The organism is Agrobacterium sp. RAC06, from assembly GCF_001713475.1.
In the GTDB taxonomy this organism is placed as follows: domain Bacteria; phylum Pseudomonadota; class Alphaproteobacteria; order Rhizobiales; family Rhizobiaceae; genus Allorhizobium.
Genome location: NZ_CP016499.1, coordinates 4,562,604 through 4,574,620, shown reverse-complemented (window position 1 = coordinate 4,574,620; position 12,017 = coordinate 4,562,604). Strand labels below are relative to the sequence as shown.

Below are 12,017 nucleotides of genomic sequence, written 5' to 3'. Positions count from 1 at the left end.
TCACATCAACTTCTTGCCGTTCGGCACCGGTTGCTCGACGGCCGCCAGCACGATGGCGCCGTTTTCATCCTCGAATCCGAGCGTCAGAACCTCGGAGCGAAACGGCCCGATCTGCCGGGGCGGAAAGTTGACCACCCCGAGCACCTGGCGTCCCATCAGCGTTTCCGGTGTGTAGTGCACGGTGATCTGCGCCGAGGATTTCTTGATACCGATCTCGGGACCAAAATCGATCTTCAGCTTGAAGGCCGGCTTTCGCGCTTCCGGGAAGTTTTCGACCTCGACAATCGTGCCGACGCGAATGTCGACCTTCTCGAAATCGGCAAAGGTGATGTCGGAGCCGCTCACTGGGCGAGTTCCTCGGCCCGCTTGCGCGCCGCCTCGATCGCCTGATCGAACAGCGGCTGCATCGCATCATCAGCCATCAGCACAGAGAGCGCAGCAGCCGTCGTCCCACCAGGCGATGTGACGTTCTTGCGCAATTGCGAGGCAGGGTCGGGGGACTGGTGCAACAATTCACCAGCCCCCGCGACCGTTTCTCGTGCGAGGCGCATGGCGAGGTCCGCCGGCAGGCCCGCTTTCCGGCCTGCCTCTGCCATGCATTCGACGAGGTAAAAGACATAGGCCGGTCCGCTACCAGAAAGGGCGGTCACGGCATTGATGTCGGCTTCGCTCGAGACCCATTCGACCGGGCCGGACACCTGAAGAAGACGATGCACGACGTCGCGCTGCTCTTCGGAGACGGCAGCATTGGCAAAGGCGCCAGTGATGCCACGGCCGACCATTGCCGGCGTATTTGGCATGGCGCGCACCATGGCCGCCTTGCCGAGATGGCCTTCCATCGAGGCGATGGTCTTGCCGGCGGCAACGGAAACCACCGTCGTCTGCGGCCCGACGAGAGACTTGAGGCCCGGCAGGACCGCGTCCATGACCTGCGGCTTCAGGGCGAGAAAAAGAATATCAGCCGTCAGACCTTCCGGCGGCGTGACCAAGTGCCGGGCACCGGCATCGTTGATTACCGCCATCATCTTGTCGGATGGACCGGGGTCGAGCACCGTGACGGCATTGCCCGGAACACCGCTCTTCAGCCAGCCGGCCAGCATCGCGCCGCCCATATTGCCAGCACCGACGAGGACGATCTGTCCGAATGCGGCATTCGTCATGCTCAGGCTTCTCCGACCGTCTCGAACAGGACGGCATCCATGGCGCTCTTGGCGTCCATGCCCGACCAGACGACGAACTGGAAGGCCTGGTAATAGGCTTCACATGCATCGACAGCGGAGGAGAGAAGCACCTCGACCTGACGATTGGTCGGCTCTGCGCCACCGGCGAGCAGCAGAGACTGACGGAAGATCACGACGTCTTCGTTCCGCCACAGGTCGAAGTGGCCCATCAGCACCTGCCCGTTTACGTAAGACAGAAGCTTGATGACTTCGTTCAGGCGGTTTTCAGGGATCTTCAGATCGAAGGCGGAAGCCAGATGCAGCGCCTCGAACTCCTCCATCCAGGAGAAGGAGACATGGTAGTCGGCCCAGCGCCCCTCGACGGTCATTGCGATTTCGTCTTCGCCCGAACGCTCGAACGACCAGTCATTGGTCGCTGCGACAAACTCGATCATATCGACCGGGTTGGATTGGCGTTCGACTTCGATTTCCATGAGGCTCATGCATCACCTTCTTGACCGGAATGAATACGGGCGCCCGGCGAACCGCCGGGTCACTCGGACACCTGAACCGGAAACTACTGAAAACGATTCCGAAGGACCCCAGGGTAGAACACGCACCCTGCCCGAAACTTACGCGGCCCCCGCTCAGAATCATCGTTGAAAATCAGTGTATAATCGTCAGGGGCCAGCACCAGCCCCCCTCGTCATATTTGACTGTGTGACCTGTGGATGGCGCTTTCAGAATCGCCTTTGCATCACCCCATAAGCGACTCTGCCGATTGGCTTTTTCGCAGCTGTCCACAAGCTGCAATTTTTTCGTGGGTTCCGGCCTGAGCGTCACCCGTCAAGGTGCTGAAAATACAAAAAGACCCAAAGCCACAGGCAATGGGTCTTGCTAAGCCTTGCGGCGTCTCGCGAAGCTGTTTCGAAACGGAGCAGCGATTACTTCGGCTGGGGGGAGAGCTGAGCCTCGAGAGCCTCGATGCGCTTCAGCAGCGCATCGTTCTCTTCACGCGCCTTCAGCGCCATCTCGCGAACCACGTCGAACTCTTCGCGCTTGACCAGATCCATGCTGTTCAGCCAGCGCTCCGCCTGAGCATGAAAGGCTGTTTCCACCTCTTTTCGAACGCCTTGGGCTGCGCCCGCGGCGTCCGTCATCAACTTGGCGAAATCATCGAGAATACGGTTGGGGCCGGTCGACATGGAAAACTCCTCTGAAGCAGACTGCGGACTGGAAAATCGGTACCTGAAGATGAGGTAGGACCAGACAGCCCGGCACGCAAGACGCGAAGGACAGATAAAGGTGGTTGACGGTGTCGCAGCCGCCGCGATTCCATCTTGACCGTGCCAGTTCGCAACGCCATTTTCCAGCAGCATTAACGAAAGTACTCCATTGTTGTCAGTCCTGGACCTTTTCGCCGCCGTATCCTTTCCCGCGGTCGACCCGGTCGCTTTCTCGATCGGCCCGCTGTCGGTCCATTGGTATGGCCTCGCCTATGTTGCCGGCATCCTCCTCGGCTGGCTGATAGCCCGCGATCTTCTGAAGCGCCCGCATCTGTGGCCGAACGGCCAGGCGCCCGCCACCCTGCAACAGATCGACGACTTCATTCTGTGGGTCGCGATCGGCGTCGTCGCAGGCGGCCGTCTCGGCTACATCTTCTTCTACGACTTCGCCTCGGTGGCGGCCAATCCGATGCGCGCGATCGAGGTCTGGAACGGCGGGATGTCCTTCCATGGCGGCTTTATCGGCGCAACGCTCGCCATGGTCTATTTCGCCCGGAAACATCAGATCCGCCTCTGGAGCCTCTTCGACCTGGTCGCCAGCGTCGTGCCCCTCGGGCTGCTGTTCGGCCGCATCGCAAACTTCATCAATGGCGAACTCTGGGGCCGGCCGGCCGATGTACCCTGGGCAATGGCCTTCCCCACTGGCGGCCCCTTCCCCCGCCATCCGAGCCAGCTTTATGAAGCAGCACTCGAGGGTCTCGTCCTCCTCATCGTGCTGCAGATCCTCGCCCGCGCATTCGGCGCCCTCCGCGCCCCCGGTCGCATCACCGGCATCTTCGTGGCCGGCTATGCCTCGGCCCGCATCTTCGTCGAATTCTTCCGCGAGCCCGACGTGCAGCTCGGCTATCTCTATGGTGGCTGGATGACCATGGGCATGGTGCTGTCGCTACCGATGGTCCTTATCGGGATCTGGATTTTCGTGCGGTCGGGGCGTCAGACCCCCGCGACCCAAGGCTGAGGAGCCAAGATGGCCACACCGCTCGCCGAAAAGATCAAGTCACTGATCTCAGCCAATGGCCCGATCAGCATCACGGACTATTTCGCCCTCTGCCTCGCCGACCCCGAACACGGCTACTATCGCACCCGCCATCCGTTCGGCCGTGCAGGCGATTTCGTCACGGCGCCCGAGATCAGCCAGCTCTTCGGCGAGATGCTCGGCATCTTCATGATCAACACCTGGCAGCGCCATGGTGAACCGCGTGACGTGCGCCTTGTCGAGATCGGCCCTGGCCGCGGCACCATGATGGCCGACATGCTCAGGGTGATATCCCGTGCGGCACCGGAGCTTTACGAAACGGCGACAATCCACCTCGTCGAGACCAGCGCCCTCCTGAAGCTCACCCAGATGGAAACGCTCTCCGGCCACGGTGACAAAGTCTCGTGGCACGAAAGCTTCGACGGCGTGCCTGAGGGATTTACCCTGCTCGCGGCCAACGAACTCTTTGATGCGATCCCGATCCGCCAGTTCGTCAGGACGTCAGACGGCTTTCGCGAGCGCATGGTTGGCATCGACGACAACGGCGAGCTGTGCTTCACGCTCGGCGTCGCAACGCTCGACCCGGCGATGCTGCCACAGGGCATCGATGCGCCTGCCGACGGCGAAATCTTCGAAGTGGCCCCCGCCCGCCAGTCGGTCATGCTGACGATCTGCGAACGTCTGAAGCAAAGCCACGGTACCGCTCTGATCATCGATTATGGCCACATGGTCACCAATTTCGGCGACACCCTTCAGGCGGTGCGTGCCCACGAGTATGATCCGCCGCTCGCCAATCCGGGGCTCGCCGACCTTACCAGCCACGTCGACTTCGAAAACCTCGCCCGCACCGCCCTTGCCGCAGGCGTGCATCTCAACGGCTGCATGCATCAGGGCGACTTCCTCGTCGGGCTCGGCATCGAACAGCGCGCCGCTTCGCTCGGCCGCGACAAGGACGAGAAGATGCAAGCCGAAATCGTCGAGGCCGTGCATCGCCTCGCCGGCGCCGGCAATGGCTACATGGGCGAGCTGTTCAAGGTCATGGCGGTCTCCATGCCCGTCGTCCACTTGTTGCCATTCAAGTCCAAGCATTGACAGGAGGGGATGCGATCTGCACGATCGCGCCCGTTCCAGACGGCTCGAACTTGAAGAAAGCCGATTGAATCCAATCGTTTCGCAGTATCCGCATTGCATACGCGTGATTTGCCAAGGCTCAGGAGACAAATCATGAGCACAGCCGACCAGCCACGCCCCATCCTAGCAGAGAGCCTCGACGCCACGACTGCAGCCGGCATCCGCCACGGCTTTTTCACCCGCGACGGCGGCGTCTCGGAAGGCATCTATCGCGGCCTCAATGTCGGTATCGGTTCGAACGATGAGCCTGACAAGGTGCGCGAGAACCGCCGCAGGGTCAGCGCCTGGTTTGGCCTGCCGCACGAACGGCTCGCCACCGCCCATCAGATTCATTCGCCCGACGTCGTGGTGGTCGGCGCCGATTATGACGGCAGTCGGCCCCAGGCCGATGCACAGGTCACGGCGAGCCCGGGCGTAGTGCTTGGCGTCCTGACCGCCGATTGCGGCCCGATCCTCTTCGCCGACCCAGAAAATCGGGTCATCGGTGCGGCCCATGCCGGCTGGAAGGGCGCACTGGGTGGCGTTCTTGAAAACACCATTGACGCCATGATCGCGCTTGGCGCTCGCCGCGAAGCCATAAGGGCAACCCTCGGCCCCTCGATCTCCCAGAGAAATTACGAGGTCGGTCCGGAATTCGTCGACCGCTTCCTCGCCACCAATCCGCAATTCGAGGCCTTCTTCACCCCCTCGTCGAAACCTGACCATGCGATGTTCGACCTGCCCGGCCTCACGATCATGCGCCTGACGCAAGCGGGCGTCATCGCCGACAGCACTGGCCATTGCACCTATGCGGCCCCTGAAACGTTCTTCTCCTATCGTCGAACAACCCATGCGGGCGAACCCGACTATGGGCGACAGATATCCGCGATCGCGATCATGGAGGACTAAGATGGCCCTGCACTTTACCGAAAGCGAATTTTCCGCCCGTCGTACCCGCCTGATGGCCCGCATGGCCGAGGAAAAGCTCGACGCCCTGCTGCTCTTTGCGCAGGAGAGCATGCATTGGCTGACCGGCTACGACACCTTCGGCTATTGCTTTTTTCAGACCCTCGTCGTCAAGGCCGACGGCAGCCTGACCCTGCTGACCCGGACCCCCGACCTGCGTCAGGCCAAGCAGACCTCGACGATCGAGAATATCGTCGTCTGGGTCGACCGGATGAATGCCGACCCGGCCGTCGATTTGCGCAACCTGCTGAGCGATCTCGATCTTCTCGGCATGCGCGTCGGCGTCGAATACGATACCCACGGCATGACCGGCCGCGTCGCGCGTCTCGTCGACAACCAGCTCACCAATTTTTGCGAAGCTGTGGATGCCTCTTACCTTGTCAGCAATCTGCGCCTGGTGAAGTCACCGGCCGAGATAGCCAAGGTGACCGAGGCTGCCGAACTGGCCGACCGCGCCTTCGACGCTGCCCTGCCCCTGATCGGACCCGATGCCGACGAAGCGGAGATCCTCGCTGCGATGCAGTCGGCAGTGCTGGCTGGCGGCGGCGACTATCCCGCCAATCCCTTCGTCATCGGATCGGCCGCGGACGCTCTTCTCTGCCGCTACAAGTCGGGTCGCCGAAAGCTGTCGGCCAACGACCAGGTGACGCTCGAATGGGCCGGCGTCGCCTCCCATTATCACGCCCCCATGCTGCGCACCGTCCTGATCGGCGACGTCACCTCCCGTCACCGCGAACTCTTCACGGCGGCGATCGAGGGCATGCGGGCAATCGAGCAGGTGCTGCGCCCCGGCCACACCTTTGGCGAGGTCTTCGACGCCCATGCCAAGGTCATGGACGACCGTGGCCTGACCCGCCATCGCTTCAATGCCTGCGGCTATTCGGTCGGTGCGCGTTTCGCGCCATCCTGGATGGAGCACCAGATGTTCCATGCGGGTAACCCGCTGGAGATCGCAGCCGACATGTCCGTCTTCGTGCACATGATCATCATGGACAGTGACAAGGAAGCGGCGATGACCATCGGCCAGACCTACCTGACGACGGAGACCGGCCCGCGCGCCCTCTCGCGTCATCCGCTCGACCTGATCAGCGTCTGACGGGCGCGATCTGACACCGTTTGCGGAGGGTGGCGCGGTTTTGCCAGTCTGTTCAGGGAATTGACAGGCTGATCATGCTAGTCACATTAATTGTGACAGGATCAAAGCGGAAGGACCCGCCGTGGTGAGACGTTCTCGCAGGATGACCACGAAACTGGCCGGTATCATCGGCCTGCTGGCACTGATCTCGGGCTGCAACAGCACGGATGTGCTGACGCCCCCGGCCGATGTCGGCAATGGCAGCCTGCCGGCGACCTATTCACAGGAGCTTGCGGCCCCGGCTGGCGGAACCCAGCCGGTTGAAACCGCACCGCTCGGTCAGACCGGCGTCTATACAGAGCCGGTCCGCGGCCCGCAGAATTCACTGGAGGCTCAAGCCGCGGCCCTCGCACAGGGTGGCCGCAATCCAGCAGCCTCAGCACCACTTGACGGCGCGCCTGAGCAGGCTTTCCCCAGCGCACCACAGCAGCAGGCCGCCACCCTACAGGCGACACAACCCGCACAGCCCGCTCCGCAGGCGGTTCAGTCCCAGCAGGCAGCCCTGCCCCCGGCCGTACAATCGACGGGCAGCATCCGCTTTCTGCCAATCATCGGCGCACCGGTTCAGGCGGTCACGCCACTCTCCCGCCAGCTCGGCGCCGAGGCGCGTGCCCGTGGCCTCACCATCAAGAGTGCCAGCGACGCTTCGAGCGAACACATCCTCAAGGGCTACTTCTCCGCCTTCTCCGACAGCGGGAATGTCACGATCACCTATGTCTGGGACATCCTGGATGGCAGCGGCGGACGGCTGCACCGCATCCAGGGCCAGGAGGTGGTGCCCTCGGGCGCGCAGGACCCCTGGGCCGGGGTCCCGGCCTCCGTCATGCAGCAGATCGCAACCAAGAGCATGGCCGAATATGTATCATGGCGGAACAGTCGTGCAGGTTGACACCCGAGCGACTTCCGCCCTGTAAAACCGCAAAACATGCGCCCCATTTGGCGCATCAACCGAAAATATGGGCCTAGCCGTCCAAACCTCTTGCATTCAGGGGGAACGGCGCTAAAAAGCCCGCATCTCAGCATGGTAACAGGCGGGCCAAGATGAAGGTTTTCGCAGGTAATTCGAACCGGCAATTGGCCGAAACGATCTGCTCCTATCTCAACGTACCACTCGGCAAGGCCAGCGTCCGCCGTTTCGCAGACCAGGAAATCTTCGTAGAGATCCAGGAAAACGTGCGCGGCGAAGACGTGTTCGTCGTTCAATCGACGTCCTTCCCGACGAACGACCACTTGATGGAACTGCTGATCATGATCGACGCCTTCCGTCGATCTTCAGCACGCCGCATCACGGCGGTCCTTCCCTATTTCGGCTATGCCCGTCAGGACCGCAAACCCGGTCCCCGCACGCCGATCTCGGCAAAGCTGGTCGCCAACCTGATCACCGAAGCCGGGGCAGACCGCGTTCTGACGCTCGACCTGCATGCAGGCCAGATCCAGGGTTTCTTCGACATTCCGACGGACAACCTTTATGCCGTGCCGCTCCTGGCGCGCGACATCAAGGACAAGTATGACACCAACAATGTCATGGTCGTATCGCCTGACGTTGGCGGCGTGGTGCGTGCCCGTTCGCTTGCCAAGCGCCTCGACTGTCTGCTGGCGATCGTCGACAAGCGCCGTGATCGTCCGGGTGAATCCGAAGTCATGAACGTCATCGGTGAGGTCACCGGCAAGGACTGCATCCTGATCGACGACATCGTTGATTCCGGCGGCACGCTCTGCAACGCAGCCGAAGCACTGCTGAAGAACGGTGCGACCAGTGTCACCGCCTATATCACCCATGGCGTGCTCTCTGGCGGTGCAGTGACCCGTGTTGCCTCCTCCAAGCTGCGCGAACTCGTGATCACCGACTCGATCCAGCCGACAACGGCCGTCCAGTCGGCGCACAATATCCGCGTGCTCTCGACGGCAACGCTGCTAGGCGAAGCCATCAACCGCACGAGCCAGGAAGAGTCGGTCTCCAGTCTGTTCGACTGAGACCGATCCTTAACAGTTAAGATTAAGAGAGACAAAGAAATGTGAGCGGTGTCACAGCCACTTGCAGAGCCTCTTTGCTTTGCATACAGCTTCGCGCGCAATACCCCTTTTTGGACCCGCCCCCGGCTTTTGCGCGTGAGTTGATGTCACTCTCGGTTGAACGACTTCTGGCCAATACAGATCTGCATGAAACGGTCCGGGACCAGTCCAGGGCTCTGCTGCGCGTCAATGAGGAAAGCCCACGGCTTGCCGCCGTGTTCGGCACCCAACAACGTTGGCTGCTGGGTCATCTGGCGATGAGCCACTATTTCCAGGAGGTTGCCCGCGGCAATCCGGAGCCCGTCATCCTGATGGCCCGCTATCTGGAGCAGGTGAAGACGCTGGGCATATCCTCGGTCAACACCGCAGACGCCTTCATCAAGGAAATGCTGGTCTACGGCATCGCCCAGCACGGCCAGACGCCAGACCGCCGCAACCGCCCCTTCGTGCCGGCACCGATCACGATCGCAGCGACCCGCCGCTGGGTCTTCATCCATCTCATCAGCCTCGATCGGCTGGACGGCGGCAACAGGCTGGATGCCTTCGAGGCGGACGAAACGATCCTCGCCCGGCTGCATCCGGAGATCACCCGCCTCGCCATGGTCTCGCCGGAAATCCGCACACCGCCTCAGACCTGGTCGTTGTTCACCTGGCTGAACAATGGTGGCATCGTCATGGATTGGCTTATGGTCGGGGTAGACCCGGTCGATCCGGCGATCGAACGCGTGCCAACACAGGTGCGCTCGGTGCCGGAACTTGCAGAGAACTTCCGGCTCTCCCGCACCCATCTGACGCGCAAGCTGCGCGAAGCGGAAGCCATCGGCAGTGTCGGCTGGGAAGGCAATCGCGGTCGCTCGACGATGTGGATTTCCCGTGACTTTCTCCAGGAATACCTCGCCACGCAGGCCGTCAAGCTGGCCTTCATCGATGCCGCTTGCGAGACGATCGGCCTGCGCTGACGAGCGGCTGCAGCCCCGGTAACCTTAATCTGCCGGTAAGCAAATCAGCTTAGCCTCCATTCGGGATATTTTCTGGAGGAATGGGTGTGACGGGTTCGAACGGAACGAATGCGCGTACAAACGTGCTGTCGTCGGTGAAGGCAAAATTCGCAGGGCTGGTGGTTGGAGCGACGCTAGTGTCCTGTATGGCTGTCGGCCTGTTGAGCTACCAGGTCGGCAAGAGCGGACTGATCGATGCCAGCAAGCTGCGCCTCGAAAGCGTTGCCGCAACACAGGCCAAGGTGCTCACCGCCTATGAAACCCGCATTCAGCAGGCGCTTGGCGAACTCGCACAGAACACCGCGATCGGTGAAGCCGCCGACTCTGTTGCGACGGTCATCAAGATCGAGGAAGCAAAGATCCGCGAGGTCTTCCAGGATCCCGGCAAGAACTCTGAGGAACGCGCGTCCATCGACGGATCAGGCCTCAAGCTGCTTTACGGTGTCCGCCACGCCTCCATTCACGGCGCCATTGCCAGCACGCGTCAGAACACCAATGTCAGCGATATCTACGTCATCGATAACGCTGGGCAGATCATCTATTCGGTCACCAAGGGCGACGCATTCCTGACCAGCGTCTCAGATCCCGCCAATGCCGCGTTGAAGGCGGCCTTCGATGCGGCGCAAGCTGGCGACGTCTCCCAGGTCCACGCCATTGGTTTCACTGACATGCAGGCTGAAGACGACGCGCGCTCGGCGCTGGTCGCCCAGCCCCTGGCGATTTCGGTCTGGGGAGAGGTCGTCCGCAAGGGGGTCATCGTGATGCGTGTGGGCACAAGTCGCTTGACGGCATCGATCACGCCCGACGGCATGGGGCAGAGCATTGATGACAGCGTTCTGCTGGCCGAGGACGGCAGCCTGCGGGCAGGAACCTTTTCCGGCGGCGCCAATGCCGCCGTGCCACAAGCACTCGTGACAGCAGCACGCGGCGGAGCCAAGGGTTCCGACTTCGCAGCCTCCGGTGATCGCACCCTGTTTTATTCCTTCACGCCCGTCACCTTGTTCGGCCAGAAGAACCTTCTTGCGATTGGCCAGGACGAACGCGGCATCCTGGCGTCTTCCAATGAGCTGGCCAAATGGGCCCTGGTAGCAACCGTGGCCGTTCTCGTTGTGATGGGTGGCATCGGTATCGCCGTTTCCTCCAGCCTCACGCGCCCCCTCACCCAGTTGGCAGGCCTGATGAACCGTCTGAACAACGGCGACACCGAGATCGAAATCGACGGAACCGGACGACGCGACGAGATCGGCCTGATGGCGCGGGCCCTCGACAGTTTCCGCCGCAGCGCACTGGAAAAGGAGCGCATCGAGAAAGAGGCCGAAAGCCGAGATCTCGAGATGAACGCCGAACGGCGCGAGCGCGAGGCTGAAAAGCAGCGTAGCGCCCAGGAACTTCAGGAAGCCGTGACTGCTCTAGCCGCGGGCTTGAAGAACCTGTCGGACGACAAACTGCACCTGCGCATCCACACACCGTTTGTGCCGGAGCTTGACCATTTGCGCATCGACTTCAATGGCTCCCTCGACAAGCTTGAGGAGACAATTCGCGCAATCATGGCCAGCGCTGACACCATTCGTGGTGGTTCGAACGACCTCAAGGGCGCATCAGCCAACCTTGCCCATCGCACCGAACGGCAGGCCGCATCGCTTGAGGAAGCAGCCGCCGCGCTGGGCGAGATGACCGGCAGCGTCAACGACGCCTTGCGTCGCTGCGAAACAGCCGTACAGGTCTCGGCTGGTGCCCTGAAGGGGGCAAAGGCCTCCTCTGAAGTGGTCAACGAAGCCATTGTCGCGATGCAGCGGATCGAGGAGTCCTCCTCCAAGATCCGCCAGATCATCGATGTCATCGACCAGATTGCCTTCCAGACCAACCTTCTCGCGCTGAACGCGGGTGTCGAGGCGGCCCGTGCCGGCGAAGCCGGCAAGGGCTTCGCGGTCGTTGCCCAGGAGGTGCGTGAACTCGCTCAGCGGTCCTCTACCGCAGCCCGCGACATCAACGGACTGATCAACGCCTCGACAAGCAATGTCTCCGATGGCGTGGCCCTTGTTCTGCAGACGGGAGAACGCCTGCACACCATCGAGGACAACATCGCCGCAATCAACGATCAGATCGGCGCAATCGTCGACGCATCAAGGGAACAGTCCGCCCGACTTTCCGAAATCAACGCCTCGGTCAACGATCTCGACCAGATGACCCAGCAGAACGCAGCCATGGTCGAGGAAACGACAGCTGCCGCCTTCGCACTCGCCCAGGAAGCGGACGGCCTGACCGAACAGGTCTCACGCTTCACCATCGGCCAGCGCGAGGGCTCCGCCCGCCGCGCCGCCTGATCGCCTGCATCCGCAATCCAACCTGACCCGCCGATCTCAAGCGGCGGGT

The 12,017-nt window shown here is 61.9% G+C and carries 12 protein-coding genes; 8 read left to right on the top strand and 4 right to left on the bottom strand.

Annotated features, from left to right (window positions below; all coding sequences use genetic code 11):
* The 4 genes from BSY240_RS21685 to BSY240_RS21670 all read right to left on the bottom strand — a co-directional run bounded on the left by BSY240_RS21685 (nucleotide 1) and on the right by BSY240_RS21670 (nucleotide 2,365).
* Nucleotides 1–345, bottom strand: a complete 345-nt coding sequence (locus tag BSY240_RS21685) for a tRNA-binding protein (RefSeq protein WP_069043713.1) — start codon at nucleotides 343–345, stop codon at nucleotides 1–3.
* The gene (proC, locus tag BSY240_RS21680) at nucleotides 342–1,160 is read right to left on the bottom strand and encodes a pyrroline-5-carboxylate reductase (protein WP_069043712.1); all 819 of its coding nucleotides are present in this window, start codon (nucleotides 1,158–1,160) and stop codon (nucleotides 342–344) included. The genes BSY240_RS21685 and proC overlap by 4 nt, the downstream gene beginning before the upstream one ends.
* A 2-nt stretch (nucleotides 1,161–1,162) precedes the next feature.
* Nucleotides 1,163–1,663: a YbjN domain-containing protein gene (locus BSY240_RS21675; RefSeq protein ID WP_006725585.1), complete on the bottom strand. Its 501-nt coding sequence runs from the start codon at nucleotides 1,661–1,663 to the stop codon at nucleotides 1,163–1,165.
* A 441-nt stretch (nucleotides 1,664–2,104) separates the two neighbouring features.
* Nucleotides 2,105–2,365 carry an accessory factor UbiK family protein gene (locus BSY240_RS21670; RefSeq protein WP_069043711.1) on the bottom strand — a complete coding sequence of 87 codons (261 nt, stop codon included), beginning with the start codon at nucleotides 2,363–2,365 and terminating at the stop codon, nucleotides 2,105–2,107.
* A 190-nt stretch (nucleotides 2,366–2,555) separates the two neighbouring features.
* Here BSY240_RS21670 and lgt point away from each other — a divergent pair, with 190 nt between their 5' ends.
* The 8 genes from lgt (at nucleotide 2,556) to BSY240_RS21630 (ending at nucleotide 11,968) form a co-directional block, all read left to right on the top strand.
* Nucleotides 2,556–3,404: a prolipoprotein diacylglyceryl transferase gene (lgt, locus tag BSY240_RS21665; protein ID WP_069043710.1), complete on the top strand. Its 849-nt coding sequence runs from the start codon at nucleotides 2,556–2,558 to the stop codon at nucleotides 3,402–3,404.
* A gap of 9 nt (nucleotides 3,405–3,413) precedes the next feature.
* Nucleotides 3,414–4,514, top strand: coding sequence for a class I SAM-dependent methyltransferase (locus tag BSY240_RS21660; RefSeq protein WP_054151518.1), 1,101 nt, complete (start codon nucleotides 3,414–3,416; stop codon nucleotides 4,512–4,514).
* A 132-nt stretch (nucleotides 4,515–4,646) separates the two neighbouring features.
* Complete coding sequence (gene pgeF / locus BSY240_RS21655) at nucleotides 4,647–5,441, top strand: peptidoglycan editing factor PgeF (RefSeq protein WP_069043709.1); 795 nt, start codon at nucleotides 4,647–4,649, stop codon at nucleotides 5,439–5,441.
* A gap of 1 nt (nucleotide 5,442) precedes the next feature.
* The gene (locus BSY240_RS21650) at nucleotides 5,443–6,594 is read left to right on the top strand and encodes a M24 family metallopeptidase (protein WP_069043708.1); all 1,152 of its coding nucleotides are present in this window, start codon (nucleotides 5,443–5,445) and stop codon (nucleotides 6,592–6,594) included.
* Nucleotides 6,595–6,736: 142 nt separating this feature from the next.
* Entirely contained in the window at nucleotides 6,737–7,522 is a 786-nt protein-coding gene (locus tag BSY240_RS21645) for a hypothetical protein (RefSeq protein ID WP_069043707.1), read from the top strand.
* 152 nt (nucleotides 7,523–7,674) lie between these two features.
* Entirely contained in the window at nucleotides 7,675–8,607 is a 933-nt protein-coding gene (locus tag BSY240_RS21640) for a ribose-phosphate pyrophosphokinase (protein ID WP_054151514.1), read from the top strand.
* Nucleotides 8,608–8,750: 143 nt separating this feature from the next.
* On the top strand, nucleotides 8,751–9,605 hold the full coding sequence (locus BSY240_RS21635) for a hypothetical protein (protein WP_054151513.1): 855 nt from the start codon (nucleotides 8,751–8,753) through the stop codon (nucleotides 9,603–9,605).
* 80 nt (nucleotides 9,606–9,685) lie between these two features.
* The gene (locus tag BSY240_RS21630; protein ID WP_069043706.1) at nucleotides 9,686–11,968 is read left to right on the top strand and encodes a methyl-accepting chemotaxis protein; all 2,283 of its coding nucleotides are present in this window, start codon (nucleotides 9,686–9,688) and stop codon (nucleotides 11,966–11,968) included.
* The last annotated feature ends 49 nt before the right edge of the window (nucleotides 11,969–12,017 follow it).

Coding starts and splice junctions, on each gene's coding strand:
- proC (WP_069043712.1), bottom strand. CDS start 1,160: ATGACGAATGCCGCATTCGGACAGATCGTCCTCGTCGGTGCTGGCAAT.
- BSY240_RS21675 (WP_006725585.1), bottom strand. CDS start 1,663: ATGAGCCTCATGGAAATCGAAGTCGAACGCCAATCCAACCCGGTCGAT.
- BSY240_RS21670 (WP_069043711.1), bottom strand. CDS start 2,365: ATGTCGACCGGCCCCAACCGTATTCTCGATGATTTCGCCAAGTTGATG.
- BSY240_RS21660 (WP_054151518.1), top strand. CDS start 3,414: ATGGCCACACCGCTCGCCGAAAAGATCAAGTCACTGATCTCAGCCAAT.
- pgeF (WP_069043709.1), top strand. CDS start 4,647: ATGAGCACAGCCGACCAGCCACGCCCCATCCTAGCAGAGAGCCTCGAC.
- BSY240_RS21650 (WP_069043708.1), top strand. CDS start 5,443: ATGGCCCTGCACTTTACCGAAAGCGAATTTTCCGCCCGTCGTACCCGC.
- BSY240_RS21645 (WP_069043707.1), top strand. CDS start 6,737: ATGACCACGAAACTGGCCGGTATCATCGGCCTGCTGGCACTGATCTCG.
- BSY240_RS21640 (WP_054151514.1), top strand. CDS start 7,675: ATGAAGGTTTTCGCAGGTAATTCGAACCGGCAATTGGCCGAAACGATC.
- BSY240_RS21635 (WP_054151513.1), top strand. CDS start 8,751: ATGTCACTCTCGGTTGAACGACTTCTGGCCAATACAGATCTGCATGAA.
- BSY240_RS21630 (WP_069043706.1), top strand. CDS start 9,686: ATGGGTGTGACGGGTTCGAACGGAACGAATGCGCGTACAAACGTGCTG.